The following is a 25,054-nucleotide window of genomic DNA, read 5'->3' as shown; positions in this document are numbered from 1 at the left end:
TTTAAATAGTTTGCCAGATTGGATGTAAATAATTTGGTTATTAAGTATATACACAAGTTCCTATTTGTAAAGAAGGTGAAATCATGAAGAGATTTTTGCGTATGCATCCAAAGAATCGTTTATCCTCTGTGCAATTATAAAATTAATATTGTAACAGAGGAGTGTATAATAAATGAATAGATTAAATAAACCAGTTATTACAGAAGAAATAATCAAGGCAATGGAGGATATGTCGTTTTTTATCCATGCTAAGATTTTTGACGACTTGCTAATTGTTGCACAAAAACAAACAAATTGTTTTGTACTAAAGACAAGTGATGGCTTGATAGTAATAGATGCTATTTGGCCAGCAAAAAAGGCTTTTGAGGCGATAGTAGATGCCATTAAAGATGTAGGGTGGAATCCTGATACAATAAAAAAACTAGTTTTGACACATGGACATGCTGATCATACAGGATGTGGGAGATGGTTTGCTCTGAAATATCATGTTGATACATATCTTTCTAAGGTAGATGATATTTTTTGGAAGGAACATCCAATAAAACCTGATAGACCAGAAACATGGAAGGATTACAAAATTGATGTTTATATTGAGGATGGTGACACCATAACATTAGGTGATAAAACAATATATGTTTATAGTACTCCTGGTCATACACCGGGAGGATTAAGTTATATATTTCCTGTAAAAGAAGGTGAAGAAATACATATGGCAGCATTATGGGGAGGTACCACACCACCATGGACAAAGAATGGGGTGGAGGAGTATCTTAGGTCATTGGACTACTTTATAAGTGAAGCAATGAATAAAAAAGTAGATGTGGCTTTAAGCAATCATACAGCTGTAGATAATGGGTTGGAACGTATTATGTATTCAAAAGCAAGAATGGACTACATGCCTAATATTTATATTATTGGACAAGCTGGATTTCAAAATTATTGTCAGGTATTTCGTAGATTAAGTCATGATAGGCTAATGGAAGTGGTAAAACTATAATCTAATGACCAATAGTAAACCATTATGTAACAAGAATTATTTAGAGTATTTTTTTAAAGAAAGTGAGAGGATTACTTAATGAAAAAGATAAAGATAGATGAACAGGCACAATTTTTACTAAATGAGTTTAAAGAAATGTATGAGCCAAAAAACAGAACTATTGATGAAATTATATTGAAGGGACAAAATGAATTGAGCAAAGGTAAAATACCTCAAGTTGTTTTGCAACATGTAGTTAGTGCAATTTACCGGGTAGTTCTTATTGAAAAAGTTACAGTTGGAGATAGAGCTGGTGAAACATTAAAAAAGATTGATAAACTTTCAAGGTCAAATGGTTATTTGCCTTTTGGAACTATAATTTTCCCAGTAATTAAATAACTCAATTTTGGCAGAAAAAATCATTTGAAAATAAATTAATTGGTCATGATGGGAGGGAATATTTATCATATTATTTTAAAAAGAGATAAATTGTAATTGATGGAGATATTTTATTTAAGGGAGGCAAGAAAATGAAAATACAAACTGAACGATTAGAGCTTATCCCATTAACTCTTAATCAATTAAAACTATGGATTGAAGATATTCCTAGGCTTGAAAAAGAATTAGACTGTTCTTATAAGGCAGAAATAATGGAAGGGTTTTTCCTTGAAATAGTAAAGGGACAGTATGAAATAACCCTAAAAGATCCCCAAAATTATTTGTGGCATAGCTTTTTTTTCTTAATTCGCAAGGAGGATAGGGTTGTAGTAGGTTCAGCGGATTTTAAAGATATTCCTAATGAAAATGGTGAAGCTGAGATTGGATATGGTTTAGGAAAAGAGTTTGAGCACAAGGGTTATATGACAGAAGCTGCAAAAGCAATGTGTGATTGGGCATTAAAACAAAATGGCGTTAAAAGTGTAATTGCTGAAACTGATTTGGAAGGTTTTGCATCTCAAAGGATTTTAGAACGTTGTGGTTTTAAAATGGATAAACGTGAAGAAACTCTTTGGTGGAGATTATCAGAATAATAGATAGAGTACAAATTGAAATTTGTAGGTTATTTAATGAAGTGGGTATATTTACTTATGATGAATTAAAAAATATTGGGGAAGAACAAGGATGGCTGAAAACATAAGAAATAAAATAGAAGAGGAGAATTTACATGAAAAGACAAAATGAAGCATTTACTGAAGAAAAAATAAAAACAGTGCTTAAATCTAACAGTGAAGAAGCAAAATCAACAATTGAAGATGAGGATAAATTTGAGAGACTTGTTCAGAGACTTGAAAACAAATTAAAGTTAGTGCCGTGTATTGGAAAATATGCAAGTGATATAGCTTGTATGGTTTCTTTAGTTAGAAGGTACATAAATAAGGAATATACCGACATACCTATAGGCACTATAATCAGTATAGTTTCAACATTCATTTATATAATATCACCTATTGATTTAATTCCAGATTATATACCTGTGGTTGGCTACATTGATGATATAGCTATATTAAGTTGGGTATTAAAATCAATTAATTCTGATGTTGAAGAATACAAGAAGTGGAGAACTGACAATAACAAGCAAATTATAGATGAAATTTAATATATGCTTTTACATGTTTACAAATTCCAATTTGAAAAGGAGAATAAATATGGATAGTAATACGTAAGTTGTCCAGAATTTGAAAATGAAAGATTCAATTTAAGATTCATATCTATAAATGATTGTGATGACTTGTTAAAGGTGTACTCTGATAAAAAAGCAGTTCCTCATATTATTTTAAAAAGAGATAAATTGTAATTTATGGGGATGATGATATGATAAGGGAACTATTAAAAGATGATGGAAAGATAGTTTCTTCATGCGTATGCGTAATAATACCAAATCTCACACATAATCAGCAACCATATGCCTTTTATGAACGAGCAGGATACAATCAAAATGACAAGACTGCTTTTATACAATGGATATATAAGACAAACTAAAATTTCATTATATTGGTAAAATCGCAAAGTTAGTTTATAATATAGAGGGACAATAGTAAGATATTGTCCCTCTATATTATTTAGCAACAAGGTAATGGAAGTCGGTATCTTGGTGGGGCAAATAATAATTTATTCAAGGAAAAATTTAATTGGAAAAGTTAAATATGCAATAATGCATGATTTAAATAAAAGTCAAGTTAAAGTTAATTACAAGGGAGGATATTAATGGAATTTAAACAAAAAGAAATAAAGCTAAAAGATGGGACAATATGTATTTTAAGAAGTCCTAATGAAGATGATGCAGAAAAAATGATTGAATATTTAAAAATGACATCAGAAGAAACATATTTTATGATTAGATGTGCTGAGGAAATTAATATTACAATTGACAAGGAAATAGAGATTCTTAAGGATAATTTAAATAGCAATGAAAACATGATGATTGGAGCATTTGTTAATAATGAACTTGCAGGTAATGCAGGAATCAGCTGTGTAAGAAACTTTATTAAGCTTAAACATAGAGCAGTATTTGGAATTTCTATAAAAGAAAAGTACTGGAATAATGGTATTGGAAATGCGCTTATTAAAGAAGTAATTAATCAAGCAAAACAAATTGGATATGAGCAGATTGAGCTAGGTGTATTTTCAGATAATAAGAAGGCAATTGCTTTATATAAAAAGCATGGTTTTGAGGCTTGGGGCACTACGAAAAATGCATTTAGGCTTAAAGATGGAACATATCGTGATGAAATCATAATGGGAAGAATGATATAGTAGTTATTAACTGTAACAAAAATAGAATACAAGGAGAATGTAGAATGAGAGAAATTATAAGAACAGAAATAGACAAAGAGTGGGCACACTCTGCGATTGTTGAGGCAGGGGATTATGTTTATATCAGCTATTGTATGAAGGGTGAGGGACAATCAATAGAAAACCAAATAAATGGTGCATTTGATGTTTTAAGTGAAAGACTTGAAAAGATAGGCTTGACATTGAAATCTGTAGTGCAAATGGATTGCTTATTTAGAGATATTAAAGATTTATCGTTTTTAGGAGAAATAATTAAGGAAAGATTTGAAGGGAAATATCCAGCTAGAAAGGCATATGAAACAAAGTTTATTAGAGATGGAATTGAATTTCAGGTTGATGCGATAGCTTTCAGAGAGAATTAAATAAATTACAATTGTTAGTATGATTATAGATGATTAAATCAAATGTAACTTGTTTATATAAGATGAAATGGGGTAACCAATATGAGTGTTTACGAGATTAGAGATACAAAATGTTTAGAGAAGTTATTTGAAGGTTGGCAGGAGACATTAATTTGGTCATGCTTGCAAGGATATATGGGAAGGGCATATGCAGATAGTATTAGGAGTCCTAAATCAGCTCAAATCGTAGTAGCTGACTTTTGTTTCTTTGCAGGTGAGGTTAATAGTGAACTTGTGCTAAATAAGCCAAATGATTATAAATCTAATTTTATAATTATGACTTCAGAGAATGATGAGTGGAATAATCTTATTGAGAAAACATATAAAGAAAGAGCAAAAAAAGTATATCGTTACGCTATTAAGAAGGAAACTGATATATTCGATACTGTGAAATTAGAAAAAATAGTTGAAGATATAAAGAAACCATTTAGTGTTCATATGATAGATGAAGATATTTATAATCAAGTTATGGGCAGTAAATGGTCAGAGGATTTATGCTCTCAGTTTAGGGATTATGATGATTACAAAAAACGAGGCATTGGAGCTGTAGTAATGAAAGATGGAGAGATTGTTTCAGGGGCATCTTCATATACTGTATACAAAGAAGGAATAGAGATAGAAATTGACACTAGGAAGGATTATAGAAGAAAAGGTTTGGCATTAGCTTGTGGTGCTAAATTAATTCTAGAGTGTTTAAATAAAGGTTTATATCCAAGTTGGGATGCACAAAACAAGGGTTCTGTGGCTTTAGCTGAAAAACTTGGTTATCATTTTGATAAAGAATATGTAGCATATGAAATAACGAACTATTAAGTGAGGAGAATTTATAGAAATGGGAAGATCATTTATACCAGATGAATTTGTTGTTCCAACTATATATAAAACGGAGAATTTTACCATAAGAAAGCTTACTGTTTTGGATTTACAGAAGGATTACATTGCTGTTATGGAAGCTAGAGATCATATTCATGAGCTTTATACGAAAGAATATACAAATGGATGGCCAGCTGATAATCTAACACTTGAAGAAGATGAGAATGATTTAAAACGGCACGAGAAGGAATTTAATGAGAGAGTTGCCTTTGCTTATACTGTATTTGATATCCAAAATGAAAACTGTTTAGGTTGCATTTATATTGATCCATCAGATTGCTATGATGCTGAAATTACTATGTGGACAAGAGACCATGTGACAGATATGCTTCTTTATAAAACGGTTAAAAAGTGGATAGAAAATCATTGGCCTTTTGAAAATACATATTACCCAATTCTAGGAGAGTTATATGATAAATAGTAATTTATTTTATATAGCAAGGAGATTAATTATGATTAGAGAGTTTAGAACAAAAGATATTGATAGGATAATGCAACTATGGATTGATACAAATATTTTGGCACATAATTTTATTGACAGTAAGTATTGGCAAGATAACTTTGAAGCAGTTAAGGAAATGATGCCTAAAGCAACAATTTATGTATATGAGAAAAATGGTGCGATACAGGCATTCATCGGTTTAATGGAGAGTTTTGTAGCAGGAATCTTTGTGTCAAGTAATTTTCAATCAAAAGGAATTGGGAAGTTACTACTTGATTATTCAAAATCTAAACACAATGAATTGTCTTTATGTGTTTATAAAAAGAATAATGATGCATTACGATTTTATTTAAGAGAAGGTTTTACAATTTCAACAGAACAAGTAGATGAAAATACTGGAGAAATAGAGCTGGTTATGAAGTGGAAAAAATGATTATAGGGAGAAACTTACAAATTTGAATTAAAGGGTAAGTTTTATAATGTTAACAAAATATATATTTCACCATTAATTACAGAAAAAGGTTTTATTTTACGCAAAAATGGTTAATATTTCTAATAGGTAAATCTTAAAAGGATGTTTATTAAAAATATGGATTTATGATATACTTACAAAAGCTGCAGAAATTGTGTATAATATAAAAAGTAAGAAAGTGGTGAAAACAATGGGAGAAAAAGAACTATATGTTCTAGAGTATGTAAATGAAAAAATCAATGGAAATGAAACTGTCAGATATAATTCTGACGTAGAAGAAGCATATGCAGTAAATGAAATAGCATATTATCTTAAAAGACTGGTATCTAAAAGATATTTCTTAGGAAGAGATTGGGCTAAAACAAGTGGTGAAGAGGTAAGTGAATATAAAAATAATGTAGTAGCTATAGATTATGAGAAGCTTTCTTTAACTAATGCAGGTAGAAAAGAATTGAAAAAACAAGAGTTACTATAAAATTTACAATGGTAGGGTTTTGATACCCTACCATTTTTTGTGTTATTCTTGTTCTGCATAATAATGATCAACTGCATAAATAAATGAATTGGTTAGAAAGGTAAATGACTTTTGGCTCACTTCAGCATTAGGACACATTTGATCAAAGCCATGAAAGCAACCTTTATACATTTTGAATTGAACTTCAACACCAGCTTTTTTTAAGTTTTCTACATATTGAATGGTTTCATCTCTAAAAGGTTCCAAATCACCAACAAAAGTAACTGTTGGTGGAAGATTACTGTAATCTTTTTCTCTTGCAGCAGCTGCATAGCATGGAACATTTGGACTGCCAAAAAGATTACCAAGATATAGTTTCCAGCCATTATAGTTAGATTTTGAGTTCCAAACTGGAGCGTTATTATCCCTTGCTGATTCAGTTATCATTCTATCATCTATCATTGGATATAATGGCATTTGGAAGGCAATATTAACTTCCTTCTTATCTCTTGCATATAGTGTAAGTGCAGCTGTTAAACCACCACCAGCACTATCTCCACCAACCATTAACTGATTTTCATTGATTCCTAATTCTTTTGCATGGTCTTTCATCCATAAAAGAGTTTCATAGCTATCTTCTAGAGCAGCAGGATATGGTGCCTCAATGGATAATCGATAATCAGGAACTACTACTATACAATCTCTAACTTTCATAAATTCTTTTGCATATAGCTTTGATTGATAAGGTGTTCCTATTGCATAACCTCCTCCATGGAGCCATAAAACTCCTGGGAGATTTTCTTTTTTGGTTTTAGATTTAAATATACAAACACGCATCATGGAACCATCTTTTCTTGAGATTTTCTTTTCTATGAATTCCATGGAATCGTCATTCATCTTTAATTTGATTTTTTTCCCAAGCTTATACATTAGACACAAACTTAAAGTATTATTAAATATACTATTAGCTATTTTAATTATTCTACCGTAAGTTCTTAAATCTTTATCAATCATACTACTTTTTATTTTCATATGCTTATCCTCCTTGTTGGTAAAAGCTGAGCAGCTAGTTAAGTATTATGTTAGATGATAATATCAATTAATTCAACAATTTTCCTCATCATTTTAAGCAGATGGTAGATTTTTCTTAGCAATTGTTTTAGAATAGAAATATTGGAAGACATAAGAAAAAATAATATAAGAACTAAAGAAATAGGGGGAATTATGAAGATACTAGATTTTTTTAAGGGAAAAGAAAGGGTAGACAAGCTTATTGAAGAGCTTCAAAATCCTAATGAAGAAAAGAGAGAAGAAGCGTTAAAAGCAATTTCTGAAATGGAGTTAACTTTAACAGAAGGAATTAAGCTGTTAGAAGCATGCAAAGGTGAATTTCCAAAAAGCAAGTATGAATGGAAGGATATTTCATCAGATCTTATTGCCATTTGTGCAGCAAGGCCCTATGGTGAATATATATTGAAAATAGAAAATATATATAAGGATTTAAATGATAATGCAAAAATAGCTGCGTTAAACTTTTTAGCAAGTTATGATAATGAAAAGGCCTTAATAAGCTACGTTAAGCTTTTAGAAAAGGATTATCAGAAGCTTATGAGCTTGCCTGTAGGTAATTTGAATGGAAATCCAAGAGGGATAGATATTTTGTTTCCAAGAATATTAAAGTTCGCCGATAATAAGGACATAGCAGTAGATATATATATGATATTATTGACTTGCTTTAATAACGGACTTATTCGTGAGGAAAAAATTGAATCTTCAAAGGCAGTTATAGTTCAAGATATAGTGGATATGGCTCATAGAATTATAAATTATAAATTTAATGAAGATGATAAATCTTTATGGGACAATGATGATTATTTAGACCTTAGATACTCTGCTGGAGTATACTTTGATTTAGGTGGATATATAAATGATCCAGAGGTTATATTATCGTTAAGAGGTTTAATGAAAATTAAGGATATGAGGCTTAAGATGTTTGCTGGAGTTTCATTAATAAAACTAGGTGAAAATTTAAGTGAAGAAGATGCATTGGAGATAGCAGGAGATAATGAAACAAGAAATTGGTTCTATATTAACCTTAAAGGACTTGATAAATTAGAGGTTTATCCTGAAAAATATAATACTCAAAGTTTTTTTGCAGAATCAAATATGGTTGATTGGCTTGTGTACCCAACAGAGCTTGGAAGAGTACCAGATGAAATTGAACTTATGAATGTATTTACTGATGGTGATGATGAGTATTATTTGTTCCGTTTTAGATGTGAAAATGAAGAAGATCCAGAAGAAAGTAAATGGATGGCAGGATTATCGGGACCTTTTAACACAAGTGAAGGGGCAACTACATCTGCAGGAGGATATACCTTTAGTCGTTTTGACAAATGGGAGGATAAGACTCCAGAAGAACATATGAAATCTATAGTTGGAAATATAGGTGAGTTTTGGAAGAAGAGAGCAGAAGAATTAGAATAGGTGTTATTCTAATCAATATGACAAAATAAAACTATAATTTTAACGAAAATAAAAAAAATGTTGCAAGTATATTGAAAATATATTACGATATAACAGTAAAATTAAATAAAGTTCAGATGAAGATAGCGGGAGAGTTATGGCATAGCTATACACCGAAGAAGTAAATCTTTCAGGTACCTATTAAATTAGAGATGACCGTTATTGGATGAACCCTTGGAGAGACTCGAAATAGAGCACCGAAGGAGAAAGTTATATGGAAAAACAACCTATAGCGAAACTCTCAGGTAAAAGGACAGGGACAGGTAACATATCTTATAAAAGTAATATAATATTAATTACTTAGTTTAGATCTTATCTATTCCCATTTGTATCTCCAATCATAAAATACTTATCGAAGGGGTAGTTATTAAAACACCTCATGACGTAAATGGAGGGATAAAATGGAAAAATCACAAAAACAAGACTTATCAAGAGGACTAAAAAATCGACATGTTCAATTACTGGCCATAGGAGGAGCAATTGGTACTGGATTATTTCTAGGTTCAGGGAGATCAATTCATTTGGCTGGTCCATCAATTTTATTTGCTTATATGATAACAGGGGTAATTTGTTTCTTTATTATGCGTGCCCTTGGGGAATTATTGCTTTCTAATTTAAATTATCATTCTTTCGTAGACTTTGTACATGACTATCTAGGAAATAAAGCAGCATTTATTACTGGGTGGACATACTGGTTTTGTTGGATTTCACTTGCTATGGCTGACTTAACAGCAGCTGGACTTTATGTGCAGTATTGGTTTCCAAATATAGCTCAATGGGTTCCAAGCCTTATAGCTCTTGTAATTTTACTTATTATGAATCTTACTGCAGTAAAATTATTTGGTGAAATGGAATTTTGGTTTGCATTAATTAAAATCATAGCTATTTTAGCCTTAATTATAATTGGTACATTCATGATTATAAAAGGATTTTCTACAGATGCAGGTGCTTCTAGCTTTACAAACCTTTGGAGTCATGGTGGATGGTTCCCAAATGGAGTAAAAGGATTTATTCTTTCTTTCCAAATGGTAGTGTTTGCATTTACAGGAATTGAATTAGTAGGTTTAACTGCTGGTGAAACTGAAGATCCAGAACGTGTTATTCCAAAGGCTATTAATAATATTCCAATTAGAATTATTATCTTCTACATAGGGGCACTTTTAGTTATTATGAGCATTTATCCATGGAACTCAATAAATCCAGAGAAGAGCCCATTTGTACAAGTGTTTGCAGCAGTGGGAATAGCAGCAGCAGCAAGTATAGTAAATTTCGTTGTATTAACTTCAGCAGCATCTGCTTGTAACAGCGGTATTTTTAGTACAAGTCGTATGGTTTATTCTCTTTCTAGAGAAGGTAATGCATCTAAGTCAATGGGAAAATTAACTTCTAATGGTGTACCTTCTAATGCATTGTTTGTTTCTTCAGTGGTTATATTTGTTTCAGTTATATTGAACTATGTTATGCCAGAAGGGGTATTTGTATTAATTACAAGTGTATCAACATTTTGCTTTATTTTTATCTGGGCGATTATAGTTATTTGCCATTTAAAATATCGTAAAACTAACGTTGAACTTGCTAAAAAGAATAAGTTTAAAATGCCATTTTACCCTATAATGAATTACATAATTTTAGGATTTTTAGCTTTTGTTATAGGTGTACTAGCACTTAATGAGGAAACTCGTGTAGCATTAATTGTAACACCTGTATGGTTTATAATCCTTGGAGTGATTTATAAGATACTTCAATCAAAGAAAAACTAAGAAAATTAATAATAGAATAGAGTATAAACTTTATATATAAGTTAAAAATAAAGAGGGCTGATTTTTTAAGGAAATCAGCCCTCTTTTTAGTCTTATATAAGTTCCAATTAATATTATATTAAAGGAAAATTTTAAAGTATAGTAATTTCCTCTCCACCTTCATTTACTCGTTGTTGAGCTCCTATAACTTTAATTAAGTCAGAAATAACATTGGAAAAATATCCAAATGCAATATTTAATTGGGGCTCTAAAGACTTATAAGTATCCCTTGAATTATTATATGCCATTTCCAAATCCAACTCTGATGCTGCTACTAAATATAATATAGAGTTTCCAATTAGTAAGAAAAACTCACCTAAAGCAGATAGTTTCTCTTGAATTAAATTTATTTCTTTTATGTTAATATCGTAATCCTTGATTTTTGCAATTTCTTCATAAATCCCAATTTGGGCCGCTTTTATAATAAAAAAGTATCCAATTATTCCTATTGTTGCTCCAAGTGACTCCATATTTAACAAAATTATTAATTGCAATGCCTTCTCATCATCACTGTTTTTCATACTTGTATCTCCTCTATACTTTAATATATTGGATTGCGACAAATTTGTTATAAGTATTATTTTCAAAAAAGGTTAATTATCCACTTTTATATTATTGAGAAAATTGGGTTTTTAAATAATTTAAAAATAATATATTCATTAAAAGTTTGAAAATTAATTTCATTTATGTTGACAAAATAGGATAGAGTTGCATATAATAAACATATGAACAAATATTCATACGTTCAAAGGAAAAGAGGGGTATATATGGGAAAAAATGATAATGAATTTTGTAGTTGTACTGTAATTCATGAAGATATAGTAAGTAAAGTTAAGGAATCTATACCAAAAGAGGAAACTCTTTATGATTTAGCAGATTTATTTAAAGTCCTTGGAGACTCAACGAGAATAAAAATATTATGTGTATTATTTGAAGCTGAGATGTGTGTTTGTGATATAGCAGCACTTCTTGGAATGACTCAATCAGCTATTTCGCATCAACTACGAGTTTTAAAACAAGCTAGATTAGTGAAATATAAAAGAGAAGGTAAAGTAGTTTACTACTCACTAGATGATGATCATGTTAAAGGTATCTTTGATCAAGGCTTAAGTCACATATCCGAAAGATAATAATTTTAAGATTGGGGGAAAAAGCTATGGCAAATAATATAAAATTAGAAACTAGTTCTACTGATAATAAGTCACAAAACTCAAGCAGTCTTAAATCTGTAAAAAAAGAATTTATGCTAGAAGGGCTTGGGTGTGCCAATTGTGCCGCAAAAATTGAAAGAGAATCAGGTAATGTAGATGGTGTAAGATCAGCATCAGTAGATTTTGTATCAACAAAGTTAACTATGGAAATAGAAGACCCATCAAAACAAAATGATATTATTGATAATGTTAAGAAGATAGTTAAGAGGATTGAACCTGATGTTAATGTTATGGATATGGATAGCATTCAGAATAAATCAAAAGCTAAAAATGAAGAAGTTGAAGAAGAAAGTAATAAGAGCGAGATCATTAGGCTTATCATTGGTGCCTTGATTTTTGCAGTAGCAACTATTATGAAGCTTTCTCAGCCAATAGAATTATTATTGTATCTGGTAAGTTATGTACTTGTTGGTGGAGAAGTAATTTTAGGTGCTTTTAAAAATATAATTAGAGGACAAATATTTGATGAAAACTTCTTAATGAGTATAGCAACCGTAGGTGCATTTGCTATAGGTGAGTACCCTGAAGGTGTAGCAGTTATGCTTTTCTATCAAATAGGAGAAATGTTCCAAGACATGGCTGTTAATAAATCAAGAAAATCTATTTCAAGTCTTATGGATATTAGACCAGACTTTGCTAACTTAAAGTTAGATGGTGATCTTAAAAAAGTAGATCCTGAAGATGTAAAGATAGGTGATATTATAGTAGTAAAACCAGGTGAAAAGGTACCTTTAGATGGTAAGGTAATCGAAGGAAAATCTATGGTTGATACTGCTGCATTAACTGGTGAAAGTGTTCCAAGAGAAGTTTCAGTAGGAGATAATATTTTAAATGGAGTTATTAATAAAAATGGACTTTTAACTATAGAGGTTGAAAAGAAATTTGGAGATTCTACCGTTGCAAAAATATTAGACTTAGTTCAAAATGCAAGCAGCAAAAAAGCTCCAACAGAAAACTTTATAACAAAGTTTGCAAGATACTATACCCCAGCTGTTGTTTTTGCAGCATTGGCATTAGGTTTAATCCCACCACTTGTTATAGAAGGAGCAACTTATTCAGAGTGGATTTACAGGGCGTTATCATTTTTAGTGGTATCTTGTCCATGTGCTTTAGTGGTATCTATACCTCTTGGATTCTTTGGAGGAATAGGTGGAGCATCAAAGAATGGAATACTTGTTAAGGGTGGAAATTATCTTGAGGCATTAAATTCAGCAGAAATGGTTGTATTTGATAAGACAGGAACTCTTACAAAAGGTATATTTAAGGTTACAGAAGTAAAACCAGAAGAAAATATTTCTAAAGATGAACTTGTAGCTTGTGCAGCCTATGCAGAAAATTATTCAAATCACCCAATAGCAACTTCTATATTAAGAGCATATGGAAGTGAAATAGTAAAAGAAAAAATAAAAGATTATGAAGAAATATCAGGTCATGGAGTTAAGGTTACCCTTGATGGAAAAGAAGTACTTGCTGGTAATTATAAGTTAATGGATAAGGAAAATATAAAGTATAAGCAAGTTGAAACTATAGGTACTGTAGTCCATGTAGCAATAGAGAAGAAATATGCTGGATATATAGTTATTTCAGATGAGGTGAAAGAAGATTCAGCTAAGGCTATAAAGGCTTTAAAAGAAATCGGTATTAAGAAAACAGTTATGCTTACTGGAGATAACAAAAAGGTTGGAGATGCAATTTCTAAAGAATTAGGCTTAGATGAAGTTTATTCTGAATTATTGCCAGATCAAAAGGTGGAAAAGCTAGAATTATTTTTTAAAGAAAAATCACCAAAGGGTAAAGTGATATTCGTAGGTGATGGAATAAATGATGCACCTGTTTTAGCTAGAGCAGATATAGGAATAGCTATGGGTGGGGTAGGCTCAGATGCAGCAATTGAAGCTGCTGATGTAGTTATAATGACAGATGAACCTTCAAAAATTGCCTCAGCTATAAAAATAGCAAAGAAAACAAGAAGAATAGTAATGCAAAATATAGTTTTTGCATTAAGTGTAAAGTTAGTCATACTAGCGCTTGTAGCAATTGGTATGGGAACAATGTGGGAAGCGGTGTTTGGAGATGTTGGAGTAGCGTTACTTGCAGTTTTAAATGCCATGAGAGCTATGAAAATAGAAAATATGTAGAGATGTTAAAATTAAGTGTAGTCATAATATTGGCTGCACTTTTTTAAATAATGTTAAAAGAGCTATGTAAGCAGAAGAAATATCTGTTTATATAGCTCCTTTTTTATTTAATAAAAAAATATTAAAAGGTTGGCTTATTATCTAAGTTATCACTTTCATTATCATTAGGATTACTTCTTAAATACTCTCTTCCATTTCTTGACTTTCCAACGTTTACGCCTTCAATTAGATGATCCTTAGCCATCATTATGGCCTCATCAATTGAATACACATTACCATTTTCAAGCATTACATCAGTTATATCTCCATCAGGATTTTTCTTTACCTTTACTACTTTTGATTTATCATCCATATTAGCACCTCACTTTTATTTTCTAATATTATTTGTAATTATATTGGTTTTTATTAAAAAACTTAAGTAAGAATGTATTTAAGTTAAATGGTATATTTAATATCTTATTTTTAAATAATAATGAGGAAGAGAATAGGGGAATATAAAAATATTTATAGGTATAAGATTAGATTTTTTAGGAGGAATTTAGTTGAAAAGTTATTTTAAATTTATAGTTTCGTTAATTGTTATTTTAAGCTTAGGAGTTCCGGTAAGTGCAAATATGATAAAGGACAATATAGCTTCGGTGCAGCAAGCAGATAGATTGCAAAAAATAAAGGAAAAGGGGGTATTAACAGTATATTCAGCTAACACTGCTCCATATTCTTACAAAGACCCTAAAACAGGTGAGTTTCGTGGAGTGGATGCAGAAATTGTAATGGAGCTTGCAAAGAGGCTTGGAGTAGGCAAAGTGGATGTAAGGTATATTCCATTTAGTAACGCAATAAATGAATTAATAAAAAATCCTGATGTAGACATGATAGCAGAGGGATTTTATATAACAGGTGAGCGTGAAGCTTTAGTCAATTTTACAATCCCAATCTATAATGCTAGTGAGGTGGTAGTAACTAGAAGAGATACTGGGATAAATAGCAAAGAGGACTTGAAAAATTCAGTTGTTGGTGTGCTTGAAGGCACAGTATATAGAACATTGGCTGAGAAGTGGAAAGAACAAGGAATTATAAAGGATTATATGTCTTTTTTTGACAATAATTCTTTAATAATAGGCCTAGAGAATAAGTTGGTAGATGCTGTGTTAACAGATTCTATAATAGCAGAAAATATTCTATCATCTAAATATAAGTCGAATTTTAAATTATTGTCTCCAAGTCAATATAAATCAGAAATAAATTATAATACAGCATATCCTGTGAAGAAAGGTGACGATAAATTCTTAAATGAAATTAATAAAAAATTGCAAGAGATGAAAGAGGATGGAACCATATATGAAATTATGTCAAGGAATGGGGTGTCAAGATATTACATTCCATAATTAATAGAATTTAAGTGTACTAGGAGGAGTTTTATTGAAAAGTTATTTTAAATGTATAGTTTCGCTAATTATTATTTTATGTTTTTCAGTATGTGTTAGAGGAGAAGTAATAAAGGCAAAAAATGAAAATGTAGCTTCGGGGCAGCAAACAGATAGATTACAGAAAATAAAGAAAAAAGGGGTATTAACCGTAGTTGCAACTAATAACAAACCATATTCCTATAAAGATCCTAAAACTGGTGAATTTGTTGGAGTTGATGCGGATATTTTAAAAGAAGTAGCTAGACGTATAGGAATTAATAAGGTAGATGTAAAGTACACTCTTTTTAGTAATGCATTGGAAGAATTGATTAAAAATCCTGACATTGATTTATTTGCAGAAGGAATATATGCAACAGAAGAACGTAAAGCTTTGGTGAATTTTACTATTCCAATTTATTATGAGAATGAGGTCGTATTAACTAGAAAAGACTCCAATATTAATAGTAAAGAGGATTTGAAAAATTCAACTGTTGGTGTTCTTGCAGGTACAGTGTATGTCCAATTAGTTGAAGGCTGGAAAAATCAAGGGATTATAAAAGATTATAGGGTTTATCCCGATAATAATTCTTTGACAATGGCATTAGAAAATAAAACATTAGATGCCATTTTAACAGATTCCTTAATTGCAGAGAACATTATCTTGTTAAAGCCTAAGTCAAAATTTAAATTATTATCTCCAAGTCAATACAAATCCGAGATAAATATTGATATAGGATATCCTATTAAAAAAGAGGATGTAACTTTATTAAATGCGATTAATGAAAAATTGCAGGAGATGAAAGAGGATGGAACTTTATTTGAGATATTAGCTAAATATGGATTAATAGCACATTACGTTCCATAAAAGACTTAAAGGTGGACTATATATTATTTAGGAGGAGTTTTAGTGAAAAGTTATTTCAAATTCATAGTTTCATTAATTGTGATTCTAAGCTTTGGAACAGGTGTAAAGGGAGAAACAATAAAAGTAAAAAATGAAAATATTATGTCTTCAGCACAGCAAATAGATAGATTACAGAAGATAAAGGAGAAAGGAGTATTAACCTTACTTTCGGCAAATGATAAACCTTATTCTTACGATGATCCTAAAACAAGTTTATTTACTGGAGTCGATGCAGATATTTTAAGGGAGGTAGCTAAGCGTCTTGGACTAAAAAAAGTAGATGTAAAATATACTACCTTTCCTAATGCAATAAATGAATTAATAAAAAATCCCGACATTGATTTATTTGCTCAAGGAATATATCAAACTGAGGAGCGTAAAGCACTTGTGAATTTTACAAATCCTATTTATGCTTGTAATGATGCAATAATGGTTAGAAGGGATTCCACAATAAAAAGTAAAGATGATTTAAAAAACGCAAAAATAGGTGTACTTGTAGGTACTGTTTATGAAGATTTAGCTAAGGATTGGAAAAGTAAAGGGGCGATAAAAGATTATATAATTTTTTATGATGATAACTCTGTATTAATATCATTGGAGAATAGGGCAATAGATGCTATATTAACAGATTCTATAATAGCAGAATATAATGTTTTATTTAAAGAGAATCCAAAGTTTAGATTATTATCTCCAAACCAATATAAACCCGACATTAATTTAAGTGTGGGATATCCTTTGAAAAAAGAGGATGTGACTTTACTAAATGCAATTAATGAAAAATTGCAAGAGATGAGAGAAGATGGTGCCTTATATGAGATATTAGCTGAGCATGGTTTGTTAGGTCATTATATTCCATAATAAATTCAGAAGTATTTCCATAGCGCAGAAATGTGTTATGGAAATTTTAATTTAACATAATCTAAAATTTGCATTTATATTATTACTATTTTGGTATAATAAGGGTATAAACTATATATAGGAGGGAATTTGAGATGCTTAATAAAATGGAGAGGGAACAAATAAAAAAAGTATTAAAAGGTAGTATAGACAGTAATTTTATAGCTGGAGCAAATTTAATGGTAATAAAGAATGGAAAGGAAATTTTCTATCATGAAGATGGGTTAGCTGATAGGGGGACAAGGTCTCCAATAAAAAGAGATTCTATATTTAGATTATATTCAATGACCAAGCCTATTACAGCAACTGCTGTAATGATACTTTTAGAAAGAGGTGAACTGGATTTATATGATTCAGTAAGTAAGTATCTACCAGGCTTTAAAGATCAAATGGTCGGAGAAGGTGATACCTTAGTTCCAGTAGAAAGAGAAGTAATGATTAAGGATCTACTTTCTATGACATCAGGGCTAGTATATGATGGAAGTAGTAGGGCTGGCAAAGATACGGAAGCTTTATTTAAGGAAATAGACAGAAGGTTACTTGGTGATTCACCAATGAGCACTATAGAGATTATAAACAAATTGGGAAAGTGTGCCTTAGCTTTTCAGCCAGGTAGTTCTTGGAACTATGGAACCTCTGCAGATGTACTTGGAGCTATTATAGAAGTAGTTAGTGGCAAAAGCTTTGGAGAGTTTTTAAAAGAAGAAATATTTGGGCCATTAGATATGAAAGATACTGGATTCTGGGTGCCTGAAGAAAAGAGGGAAAGGCTTGTAAAAACTTATGCAGATAATAAAAATGGAGATTTAGAGCTTTATACTGAAAATCATTTAGGGATAATTAATAAGATGGATAGGAAGCCAGCCTTTGAATCTGGAGGAGCTGGTTTAGCTTCTACTATCGATGACTATTCAAATTTTGCAAGGATGCTTATGAATAAAGGAAGTTTTAATGGTGTTCAAATTTTAAAGCCCCATACAGTGAAATACTTAACATCGGGAAGGTTAAACGATATTCAGCAAGAAAGTTTTAATAATTGGATTACCTTATGTGGACATAGTTATGGCAATCTTATGCGTGTAATGACAGATTGCAGTAGAGCTGGAGACCTTGGAAGTCATGGAGAATATGGATGGGATGGTTGGCTTGGATCATATTTTGGCAATTGTCCAAAGGATGATTTAATATTCTTATTTATGATTCAAAAGACTGATGCAGGTACTACTACACTTACTAGAAAGTTAAGAAATATTATATTAAGCTCCTGCTGTGAAATTTAGTATAACATATTCATAATATATAAATTAAACCCTGGACAATTTTTTGCCTAGGGTTTAATTTATATTTTCTTTTTTATAGCACATAATAGGCATAGGACTATGATTATGGGAGGCTAAAAATGAAAATATTAAGAAAAATAATAATTTCTATTATAACTTTAGCTATAGTAACAAGTATATTAGCATGTAGCAATGAAAAAATTACAGTTGCTATATTTCATGAGTATAAAACAGCACCAGTTAGAGTTGGGGTATTATTAAATAATTTTTATAATCCATATAACTTACAGATTAAGAGTGATTTAGAAAAAATTCAAGAAGAAAATAAAAATCAAATAGAATTTGCTTTTTTTAATGGAGAAGGTAATATTGCCATAGAAAGTGAAATTATTAATAATATGATTGCAAACAGGTATGATCTTTTGGTATTAGGAGTTGTGGATAAGAGTGCATCTGAACTGGTAGAAGAGGCAGTTTACAAAGCTAAACAAAGCAATACTCCACTCATCTTTTTTAATATAAATACCTCTAAATTAGATTCAATTAAAGGTTATGAAAAGGCACTTGCTATAAATACTGATTCAGTTCAAGCAGGTATTCTAGAAGGTAAAATGATTGTTGATCTATGGAATAATGATAGGAAAAGCATAGATAAAAATGGTGATAATAAACTTCAATATGTTTTAATAGAAGGGGAAAAGGAAAGTTATTCAAGTATTGTAAGATCAAAATACTCTATTTCCACAATTAATGATGCAGGAATAGAAACAGAGGAACTTGCAAGAGTAACTGCTAATTGGAATATAGAAATAGCTGAAAGTGCAATAACACCATTGATTTTTAAATATGGTAATAAAATTGAAGCTATAATATCCAATAATGATTCTATGGCAATAGGTGCTGTTAATGCACTTCAAAAGTATGGATTTAATAAAGGGAGTAAGGGGAAGAATATATCAGTTTTTGGAATTGGGGGAGTATCTGAAGCACAAGAGCTAATAAAAAATGGTTATATGACAGGTACGGTTGTACAAAATACGCGCTTACTTACAGAGGCTATTTATAAAATAGGAATGAATTTGGTTTTAGGTGAAAATCCTCTTAAAGACACTAATTATGAATTTGATGAAATGGGTAAAGTTGTTTTTATACCATTTGAAGAAGATGTAGTTAAAAAGTAAAGTTATGAATATTCTTTTATGGTAATATTCCTTAGAATATATATTCTGATATTCTTAAGAATATGCTGGTAAAATGCGGGTTTTCAAGAACTAGACTATGATAATACATCTATTAACATTATATATCATAAAAGGACTATATTGGAGTTTGAGTTAAATAGGTGTTAGAATGTATTTAGTTATAGTAAGTAGACTTTAATGAATTACGAATATAACTATATGTTATATAAGGAGGCAATATGAGAAAGTGGAAAATATTAATTGCTGATGATGAAGAGGGCATAGTAAGTACAATGAAAAACTATTTTGAGATGTCAGATTATCAGGTAGTTACAGCTTGTAATGGTAAAGAGGTTCTTGAAAAAATATCTTGTGAGCCAGATATAATATTATTGGATATTAATATGCCTGATTTGGATGGATTCTCCACATGTCAGCGAATTCGAGATCATGTTTTTTGTCCTATTCTCTTTCTTACAGCACGAATTGAAAGCAGTGACAAGGTTAAGGGGCTTCGTATGGGGGCAGATGATTATATAGTTAAACCTTTTGATTTTGATGAGTTAGGGGCAAGAGTAGAAGCACATTTACGTCGCGAACAGAGAAAGAAAAATCAGCCAACAGTACGATTCTTTAAAGAATTGTCAATTAATTATTCTGAAAGAGAGATTTTTATAAATCAAAATTCAGTTGTATTATCTAAACGAGAGTTTGATATTGTAGAACTTCTCTCAATGAATTCAGGACAAGTCTTTGACCGTGATCGGATTTACGATATAGTATGGGGGATTGACGGGGAAGGTAATAGTGATACAATCATGGAACATATTCGAAAAATTCGTGCAAAGTTAGGAAGATATACACTTCATAATTATATCGAAACAGTTTGGGGGATAGGATATAAATGGAATGGTTAAAACAAATGAATTTAAAAAAGTCATTTTTCTGTCTTATTCTAATTTTCTTGCTAATTGCAATAATCTTAAGTATTCTAGTATTTTTAGGATGTAGTAAAATTCAGCAAACAATTGCTCCAGCAATTTCTATAGATATTGAAAATAATAAATTAACATCTGACTTAGAAACTGATTCAAATAGATCAATAAATACTTGGTATAATGTGTTGAACATTATACAGATTGCTCTACCTGTGATATTTATTATAGTTGCTCTATTAGCAGCAGATATTGTATTTTATCATATAAAATTGAAGCAACCTCTTGCAATATTAAAGAATGGAGCAGAAAAAATCATGCGAAATGATTTAGATTTTACTATTAAAAAATATTCGGATGATGAACTTGGGAGTCTCTGTACTACATTTGAATCTATGAGATGTGAATTGTTAAAAAGCAAAAAAGAATTATGGAGACAAGTGGAAGAACGAAAACAATTAAATGTAGCTTTTTCACATGACTTGAGAAATCCTATTACTGTTTTAAAAGGAGCAATAAAGATACTTGAAAAGGGCTTTTTGAACGGAAAAATTACAGCTCAAAATGCACAAGATAATCTGAATTTGATAGATAAATATATAAAACGTATTGAAATTTATGTGAAGAATATGAATACTGTCCAGAGCTTAGAAGATGTTCAATGTGTTTTGGAATCAACAAATTGGAATACTTTTGTTGAAGAATTTTATGAAAGTATTCATTTGTTAGTAGAAGGGACAGATATTGACGTATTGATAAATATAGAAAAAGAAAACAGTATTGTTTGGATTGACAAAGCAATTATACTTAACGTTGCTGAAAATTTAATCACAAATGCTATTAGATATACAAAAACTAAAATTCAAATAGATTTTTCTTTAAATAAGAATGAAATAATTTTATCAATTCAAGATAATGGAGTTGGGTTCCCAGAAAAAATTTTAAAGCATGGTACAGAACCTTTTATAAGAGGGGAAGAAATAAACAGGCATTTTGAACATTTTGGTCTTGGTTTATATATTTGTCAGTTGATGTGTAAAAAGCATGGTGGTGTATTGGAATTACAAAATAATTTTACAGGAGCTTTGTGCAAAGCTAAATTTTATATTTGCAAAAAAACTTGAGAGAATCTTGAGATTTGATTGTTATACTCTCCATATGAAAGAAAGGAGAGTGTTTTTATGTTCATTGAAACAAAAAACTTGTTAAAAGTTTATGGTGTTGGGGAAAACGAAGTTGTTGCTCTAAATAAAGTAAATATTAAAGTTGAATCTGGGGATTTCATTTCTATTATGGGTCCTTCAGGAAGTGGAAAAAGTACATTGTTACATTTGCTTAGTGGTTTGGATATGCCTACATCTGGAAGTGTTTTTTATGATGGTGAAGATATTTACAATACAAGTGATAAGGAACTTTCAAGGTTTCGACGTGAAAAAATAGGTTTTGTATTTCAGAAATTTAATCTTATACCAGTTTTAACTGCAAGAGAAAATATTATTATGCCATTACTATTGGACAAGAAAGAACCTGATGAAATTTATTTAAAACAGATTACAGACTTGTTGGGGATTAGCGAGAGACTTTCGCATCTACAAAGTGAACTTTCAGGAGGACAACAACAACGTGTTGCTATTGCACGTGCACTAATTTCTAAACCTGATATTATTTTTGCAGATGAACCAACAGGTAATTTAGATAGTAAAAGTGGTAGTGAGGTTATGGAGCTTTTATGCAGTATATGGAGGGATATGGGAAAGACTTTGATAATAATTACTCATGATAATAGGATTGCGAAAATGGCTAAAAGACAATTTGTAATTGTGGATGGGGTATTATCGGAGGTGACAGTTTGATGAAATCATATAGCACTTTAGCTTGGAAAGAATTAAAAGCACAGAAAGTTACGTCTATACTTATACTTATTGCCATTGTTTTATCAACTGTAATGACGACAGCAATTGGACAATCATTAGGTATTTTAAGGTATTTGAGGCAGCAGCAAGCGGTGCAACTAAATGGCTACAGGTATGCAACCTTTCACAATATTGATGAAAACCAAATAAATGAATTATCAAAGGACCAGCGTTTATCTTGGACAGGTAGTAATATTCTTCTTGGAACTACTAAGTTGAAAAATAGTGGTGTTACTATATCACTAAACGAATATGATAAAAATTCAATAAATGCTTATCCAGGAATATCTAAGGTAAAATCCGGTAGGTTACCTGAAAATGCATGTGAAATTGCATTATCTCAAAATACATTAGAACTTATGAACTTTAGTGGAGGTATAGGAGATACAATTCATTTAGATTTAGATATTTCTTTATTAAAAGATAAAAATGCCACTTATAAGTACGGAGCTGATTTTAAATTGTGTGGTATTTTGGAAAACAATTATCTTGGATATAGTAGTGGGTTAGTAGTTGGTATTGCAGGCAGTGGAACTGCCAAAGAGATTCTTCCTGAAAAATATCAAGTATATTCTCTTGATTTTATAACTTCAAACAAAAAAGATTTTCAGCGAACAGTACTTAATTTGGCAGATGAGTTTCATATTGACAAAGACTATATTCAATATAATTGGCTTTATTTAGATTCGTTGGGGATTAATTATGATTCAAATAGTGATAGGGAAGGAAAGACTTCTGGATTTTCTTTTATGACTGTTACAGGTTTTCTTATAGGTTTTTTAGTGTTGCTAGCAGCTGGTCTGGTAATTTACAATATACTAAAAATTGCAGTGGGGAAACGTATTAAAGAATATGGTTGTTTAAGAGCAATAGGTGCAGATCGGAAACAACTTTACTATTTAGTGGTAAAACAAATCTGCATACTATGTGGAATAGGAATTCCATTAGGAGCTATTATAGGTACTCTTTCAGCTAAAGGGATTACCAAAATTGTAACAAGTTCATTTCCACCAGATGCTTTTATGGCAAGCAGTGTTGAAGAAGTGATAACTTTAATTGAACAAAATAGTTCTAGTAAATTATTACCTTTGCTTATAAGTGCATTAATTACATTGCTTTTTGCTTTTTTAGCTGCAATACCTGCTGCTAGATATGCAGGGAAGGTATCACCTACAGTTGCTATGGCTGAAACTTTTGTGAAAATAAAGCGTAAAAATCGAAAGAAAAAACATATTAGAAATTTCGAGATGTTTTATGCAAATTTAAATTTAAAACGTAATACTGGAAGATCTGCAATAACAATTATTTCTTTGGTTATGAGTATTACTGTATTTATTGCATTAAATGCATTTTCTAATCTTTTGGATTCTTCTAAAGAAGTGCAAAAATTGCACATCGGTGATTATTCATTGACCAATGAGACGGTAGGATTTTCGCCTTCAATTGTTGCTAAAATTGGAGAACAAAGAGGCGTAGCTTCCTTATCTACAATTAAATTTATGGAATATCATCAAAATAAGAATAGGTCTTTAGATATTAAAATAGATTTTCAGCTAAAGCAACCATACGAAACGATTCAGGTTATTGGTGTAGATGAAGAAAGATTGAAAAAGTTATATCCAAATATGACAGAGGCTGAGAATCAAGCATTGAAGTCTGGTATAGCTTGCTTAATTAAAAATCCTGTATCAATGTCAATTGAAGGGGAAGTCCATGAGGCTACTTCTTTTAAACCTGGGGATAGAATAACAGTGCAAGATTGCTCTATGGATGTTATTGGAAACACAGAAGCTGTATCATTGGTGGGCAAGGGTTATTCAAATGGTGTTCAAGTTATTGTATATGATACAATATATGATAAATTGACAGGCAAAAATGAGTATACAGAACTATATCCAATACTAGCAAAGGATGCAGATAAAGATGCTATTGAACAGATTTTTAAAGATATTTGCAGCGAGATTCCAGAAAGTAGTTGGATTTCTTTCAATAACACTGATAAGCAATTGGAGGAAAGCTGCCAACAGATAAAGATGTTAGCATGGGGATTAATTATTTTTATTGGCTTAATAGGTTTATTGAATATTATTAATACAACATATACTAATATTCATACTCGAATTGATGAAATTGGGATGTTACGAGCTATTGGAATGAGTAGTAGCAGTCTTTATAAGACATTTTTATGGGAAGGAGTATATTATGGTATAATTGCTTCAATTGTTGGCTCCTTGGCAGGATATATATGTGCTATTTTTGTGCAAGCGGCAACTACAGAGAAGATAGCTTTAGTGGCAATACCAATAGTTTCTATATTAGAAGTAACAATTATATCCGTTATTTCTTGCTTAATTACAACACTTATTCCATTAAGAAAAATAACGCGAATGAGCATTGTTAATTCTATTGACATAGTTGAATAACCATTAGTTTAAAGTTGCTAAATATATGAG

The 25,054-nt window shown here is 30.7% G+C and carries 27 protein-coding genes, 1 pseudogene and 1 riboswitch; of the genes and pseudogenes, 25 read left to right on the top strand and 3 right to left on the bottom strand.

All coding sequences use genetic code 11. The features are described 5' to 3' along the window. The first annotated feature begins 172 nt into the window (after positions 1 to 172). From FAY47_RS09475 to FAY47_RS09425, 12 genes and pseudogenes are all read left to right on the top strand, one after another. Positions 173 to 997, top strand: coding sequence for an MBL fold metallo-hydrolase (locus tag FAY47_RS09475; RefSeq protein WP_143316471.1), 825 nt, complete (start codon positions 173 to 175; stop codon positions 995 to 997). A gap of 78 nt (positions 998 to 1,075) precedes the next feature. Beyond that, positions 1,076 to 1,375 carry a hypothetical protein gene (locus FAY47_RS09470; RefSeq protein ID WP_143316470.1) on the top strand — a complete coding sequence of 100 codons (300 nt, stop codon included), beginning with the start codon at positions 1,076 to 1,078 and terminating at the stop codon, positions 1,373 to 1,375. Between the two features lie 131 nt (positions 1,376 to 1,506). Continuing rightward, positions 1,507 to 2,007 (top strand): GNAT family N-acetyltransferase, encoded by a 501-nt coding sequence (locus tag FAY47_RS09465; RefSeq protein WP_143316469.1) that lies wholly within the window; start codon positions 1,507 to 1,509, stop codon positions 2,005 to 2,007. A 134-nt stretch (positions 2,008 to 2,141) separates the two neighbouring features. Then, a complete protein-coding gene (locus tag FAY47_RS09460; RefSeq protein WP_143316468.1) occupies positions 2,142 to 2,573 on the top strand; it encodes a YkvA family protein in 432 nt (143 codons plus the stop codon). A 227-nt stretch (positions 2,574 to 2,800) separates the two neighbouring features. Beyond that, positions 2,801 to 2,956: pseudogene (locus FAY47_RS20915) on the top strand (GNAT family N-acetyltransferase); the annotation flags it as partial. 94 nt (positions 2,957 to 3,050) lie between these two features. Beyond that, complete coding sequence (locus FAY47_RS21190) at positions 3,051 to 3,182, top strand: hypothetical protein (RefSeq protein ID WP_279232053.1); 132 nt, start codon at positions 3,051 to 3,053, stop codon at positions 3,180 to 3,182. Next, complete coding sequence (locus tag FAY47_RS09450; protein ID WP_143316467.1) at positions 3,182 to 3,730, top strand: GNAT family N-acetyltransferase; 549 nt, start codon at positions 3,182 to 3,184, stop codon at positions 3,728 to 3,730. Before FAY47_RS21190 ends, FAY47_RS09450 begins: the two co-directional genes overlap by 1 nt. Positions 3,731 to 3,774: 44 nt before the next feature. Continuing rightward, positions 3,775 to 4,131, top strand: a complete 357-nt coding sequence (locus FAY47_RS09445; RefSeq protein WP_143316466.1) for a RidA family protein — start codon at positions 3,775 to 3,777, stop codon at positions 4,129 to 4,131. Between the two features lie 81 nt (positions 4,132 to 4,212). Continuing rightward, positions 4,213 to 4,983, top strand: coding sequence for a GNAT family N-acetyltransferase (locus tag FAY47_RS09440; protein ID WP_143316465.1), 771 nt, complete (start codon positions 4,213 to 4,215; stop codon positions 4,981 to 4,983). Between the two features lie 19 nt (positions 4,984 to 5,002). Further along, the gene (locus FAY47_RS09435; RefSeq protein WP_143316464.1) at positions 5,003 to 5,464 is read left to right on the top strand and encodes a hypothetical protein; all 462 of its coding nucleotides are present in this window, start codon (positions 5,003 to 5,005) and stop codon (positions 5,462 to 5,464) included. 31 nt (positions 5,465 to 5,495) lie between these two features. Beyond that, positions 5,496 to 5,918: an N-acetyltransferase gene (locus tag FAY47_RS09430; RefSeq protein WP_143316463.1), complete on the top strand. Its 423-nt coding sequence runs from the start codon at positions 5,496 to 5,498 to the stop codon at positions 5,916 to 5,918. A gap of 229 nt (positions 5,919 to 6,147) precedes the next feature. Then, positions 6,148 to 6,432, top strand: a complete 285-nt coding sequence (locus FAY47_RS09425; RefSeq protein ID WP_185966781.1) for a hypothetical protein — start codon at positions 6,148 to 6,150, stop codon at positions 6,430 to 6,432. Positions 6,433 to 6,474: 42 nt separating this feature from the next. Here FAY47_RS09425 and FAY47_RS09420 read toward each other — a convergent pair whose 3' ends face one another. Further along, positions 6,475 to 7,443, bottom strand: coding sequence for an alpha/beta hydrolase (locus FAY47_RS09420; RefSeq protein ID WP_143316461.1), 969 nt, complete (start codon positions 7,441 to 7,443; stop codon positions 6,475 to 6,477). A gap of 192 nt (positions 7,444 to 7,635) precedes the next feature. On the opposite strand from FAY47_RS09420, the gene FAY47_RS09415 reads away from it, so the two are divergent. Then, complete coding sequence (locus FAY47_RS09415) at positions 7,636 to 8,898, top strand: hypothetical protein (RefSeq protein WP_143316460.1); 1,263 nt, start codon at positions 7,636 to 7,638, stop codon at positions 8,896 to 8,898. A gap of 203 nt (positions 8,899 to 9,101) precedes the next feature. Next, positions 9,102 to 9,204, top strand: a riboswitch (glycine riboswitch). A gap of 134 nt (positions 9,205 to 9,338) precedes the next feature. Further along, on the top strand, positions 9,339 to 10,697 hold the full coding sequence (locus tag FAY47_RS09410; protein WP_143316459.1) for an amino acid permease: 1,359 nt from the start codon (positions 9,339 to 9,341) through the stop codon (positions 10,695 to 10,697). Positions 10,698 to 10,828: 131 nt separating this feature from the next. On the opposite strand, the gene FAY47_RS09405 is transcribed toward FAY47_RS09410, so the two are convergent. Beyond that, positions 10,829 to 11,257, bottom strand: coding sequence for a hypothetical protein (locus FAY47_RS09405; RefSeq protein ID WP_143316458.1), 429 nt, complete (start codon positions 11,255 to 11,257; stop codon positions 10,829 to 10,831). Positions 11,258 to 11,503: 246 nt separating this feature from the next. Between FAY47_RS09405 and FAY47_RS09400 the strand changes: the two genes are divergently transcribed. Both FAY47_RS09400 and FAY47_RS09395 read left to right on the top strand, forming a co-directional pair. Continuing rightward, positions 11,504 to 11,866: a metalloregulator ArsR/SmtB family transcription factor gene (locus tag FAY47_RS09400; RefSeq protein ID WP_143316457.1), complete on the top strand. Its 363-nt coding sequence runs from the start codon at positions 11,504 to 11,506 to the stop codon at positions 11,864 to 11,866. Positions 11,867 to 11,892: 26 nt separating this feature from the next. Then, positions 11,893 to 14,085, top strand: a complete 2,193-nt coding sequence (locus FAY47_RS09395) for a heavy metal translocating P-type ATPase (RefSeq protein WP_143316456.1) — start codon at positions 11,893 to 11,895, stop codon at positions 14,083 to 14,085. Positions 14,086 to 14,206: 121 nt separating this feature from the next. Here FAY47_RS09395 and FAY47_RS09390 read toward each other — a convergent pair whose 3' ends face one another. Further along, positions 14,207 to 14,437, bottom strand: coding sequence for a DUF3892 domain-containing protein (locus tag FAY47_RS09390; protein ID WP_143316455.1), 231 nt, complete (start codon positions 14,435 to 14,437; stop codon positions 14,207 to 14,209). A gap of 190 nt (positions 14,438 to 14,627) precedes the next feature. On the opposite strand from FAY47_RS09390, the gene FAY47_RS09385 reads away from it, so the two are divergent. From FAY47_RS09385 to FAY47_RS09345, 9 genes are all read left to right on the top strand, one after another. Continuing rightward, positions 14,628 to 15,470 (top strand): ABC transporter substrate-binding protein, encoded by an 843-nt coding sequence (locus FAY47_RS09385; protein WP_143316454.1) that lies wholly within the window; start codon positions 14,628 to 14,630, stop codon positions 15,468 to 15,470. 34 nt (positions 15,471 to 15,504) lie between these two features. Continuing rightward, on the top strand, positions 15,505 to 16,356 hold the full coding sequence (locus FAY47_RS09380) for a transporter substrate-binding domain-containing protein (protein ID WP_143316453.1): 852 nt from the start codon (positions 15,505 to 15,507) through the stop codon (positions 16,354 to 16,356). Between the two features lie 42 nt (positions 16,357 to 16,398). Then, on the top strand, positions 16,399 to 17,253 hold the full coding sequence (locus FAY47_RS09375; protein WP_143316452.1) for an ABC transporter substrate-binding protein: 855 nt from the start codon (positions 16,399 to 16,401) through the stop codon (positions 17,251 to 17,253). Between the two features lie 134 nt (positions 17,254 to 17,387). Next, positions 17,388 to 18,572, top strand: a complete 1,185-nt coding sequence (locus FAY47_RS09370; RefSeq protein ID WP_143316451.1) for a serine hydrolase domain-containing protein — start codon at positions 17,388 to 17,390, stop codon at positions 18,570 to 18,572. A gap of 119 nt (positions 18,573 to 18,691) precedes the next feature. After that, positions 18,692 to 19,753: a galactose ABC transporter substrate-binding protein gene (locus tag FAY47_RS09365; RefSeq protein ID WP_143316450.1), complete on the top strand. Its 1,062-nt coding sequence runs from the start codon at positions 18,692 to 18,694 to the stop codon at positions 19,751 to 19,753. Between the two features lie 239 nt (positions 19,754 to 19,992). After that, the gene (locus FAY47_RS09360; RefSeq protein ID WP_143316449.1) at positions 19,993 to 20,670 is read left to right on the top strand and encodes a response regulator transcription factor; all 678 of its coding nucleotides are present in this window, start codon (positions 19,993 to 19,995) and stop codon (positions 20,668 to 20,670) included. Next, positions 20,658 to 21,812, top strand: coding sequence for a HAMP domain-containing sensor histidine kinase (locus FAY47_RS09355; RefSeq protein WP_143316448.1), 1,155 nt, complete (start codon positions 20,658 to 20,660; stop codon positions 21,810 to 21,812). Before FAY47_RS09360 ends, FAY47_RS09355 begins: the two co-directional genes overlap by 13 nt. A gap of 57 nt (positions 21,813 to 21,869) precedes the next feature. Further along, positions 21,870 to 22,541: an ABC transporter ATP-binding protein gene (locus FAY47_RS09350; RefSeq protein ID WP_143316447.1), complete on the top strand. Its 672-nt coding sequence runs from the start codon at positions 21,870 to 21,872 to the stop codon at positions 22,539 to 22,541. Then, entirely contained in the window at positions 22,541 to 25,024 is a 2,484-nt protein-coding gene (locus tag FAY47_RS09345) for an FtsX-like permease family protein (protein ID WP_143316446.1), read from the top strand. Before FAY47_RS09350 ends, FAY47_RS09345 begins: the two co-directional genes overlap by 1 nt. Positions 25,025 to 25,054 lie beyond the last annotated feature (30 nt).

This window comes from Clostridium sp. HBUAS56017, assembly GCF_007115085.1.
GTDB lineage: Bacteria > Bacillota > Clostridia > Clostridiales > Clostridiaceae > Clostridium > Clostridium cibarium.
The sequence above is the reverse complement of the archived record's forward strand: the minus strand, read 5'-3'. Positions and strand labels throughout refer to the sequence as shown.

Coding starts and splice junctions, on each gene's coding strand:
- FAY47_RS09475 (WP_143316471.1), top strand. CDS start 173: ATGAATAGATTAAATAAACCAGTTATTACAGAAGAAATAATCAAGGCA.
- FAY47_RS09470 (WP_143316470.1), top strand. CDS start 1,076: ATGAAAAAGATAAAGATAGATGAACAGGCACAATTTTTACTAAATGAG.
- FAY47_RS09465 (WP_143316469.1), top strand. CDS start 1,507: ATGAAAATACAAACTGAACGATTAGAGCTTATCCCATTAACTCTTAAT.
- FAY47_RS09460 (WP_143316468.1), top strand. CDS start 2,142: ATGAAAAGACAAAATGAAGCATTTACTGAAGAAAAAATAAAAACAGTG.
- FAY47_RS21190 (WP_279232053.1), top strand. CDS start 3,051: ATGGAAGTCGGTATCTTGGTGGGGCAAATAATAATTTATTCAAGGAAA.
- FAY47_RS09450 (WP_143316467.1), top strand. CDS start 3,182: ATGGAATTTAAACAAAAAGAAATAAAGCTAAAAGATGGGACAATATGT.
- FAY47_RS09445 (WP_143316466.1), top strand. CDS start 3,775: ATGAGAGAAATTATAAGAACAGAAATAGACAAAGAGTGGGCACACTCT.
- FAY47_RS09440 (WP_143316465.1), top strand. CDS start 4,213: ATGAGTGTTTACGAGATTAGAGATACAAAATGTTTAGAGAAGTTATTT.
- FAY47_RS09435 (WP_143316464.1), top strand. CDS start 5,003: ATGGGAAGATCATTTATACCAGATGAATTTGTTGTTCCAACTATATAT.
- FAY47_RS09430 (WP_143316463.1), top strand. CDS start 5,496: ATGATTAGAGAGTTTAGAACAAAAGATATTGATAGGATAATGCAACTA.
- FAY47_RS09425 (WP_185966781.1), top strand. CDS start 6,148: ATGGGAGAAAAAGAACTATATGTTCTAGAGTATGTAAATGAAAAAATC.
- FAY47_RS09420 (WP_143316461.1), bottom strand. CDS start 7,443: ATGAAAATAAAAAGTAGTATGATTGATAAAGATTTAAGAACTTACGGT.
- FAY47_RS09415 (WP_143316460.1), top strand. CDS start 7,636: ATGAAGATACTAGATTTTTTTAAGGGAAAAGAAAGGGTAGACAAGCTT.
- FAY47_RS09410 (WP_143316459.1), top strand. CDS start 9,339: ATGGAAAAATCACAAAAACAAGACTTATCAAGAGGACTAAAAAATCGA.
- FAY47_RS09405 (WP_143316458.1), bottom strand. CDS start 11,257: ATGAAAAACAGTGATGATGAGAAGGCATTGCAATTAATAATTTTGTTA.
- FAY47_RS09400 (WP_143316457.1), top strand. CDS start 11,504: ATGGGAAAAAATGATAATGAATTTTGTAGTTGTACTGTAATTCATGAA.
- FAY47_RS09395 (WP_143316456.1), top strand. CDS start 11,893: ATGGCAAATAATATAAAATTAGAAACTAGTTCTACTGATAATAAGTCA.
- FAY47_RS09390 (WP_143316455.1), bottom strand. CDS start 14,437: ATGGATGATAAATCAAAAGTAGTAAAGGTAAAGAAAAATCCTGATGGA.
- FAY47_RS09370 (WP_143316451.1), top strand. CDS start 17,388: ATGCTTAATAAAATGGAGAGGGAACAAATAAAAAAAGTATTAAAAGGT.
- FAY47_RS09365 (WP_143316450.1), top strand. CDS start 18,692: ATGAAAATATTAAGAAAAATAATAATTTCTATTATAACTTTAGCTATA.
- FAY47_RS09360 (WP_143316449.1), top strand. CDS start 19,993: ATGAGAAAGTGGAAAATATTAATTGCTGATGATGAAGAGGGCATAGTA.
- FAY47_RS09355 (WP_143316448.1), top strand. CDS start 20,658: ATGGAATGGTTAAAACAAATGAATTTAAAAAAGTCATTTTTCTGTCTT.
- FAY47_RS09350 (WP_143316447.1), top strand. CDS start 21,870: ATGTTCATTGAAACAAAAAACTTGTTAAAAGTTTATGGTGTTGGGGAA.
- FAY47_RS09345 (WP_143316446.1), top strand. CDS start 22,541: ATGAAATCATATAGCACTTTAGCTTGGAAAGAATTAAAAGCACAGAAA.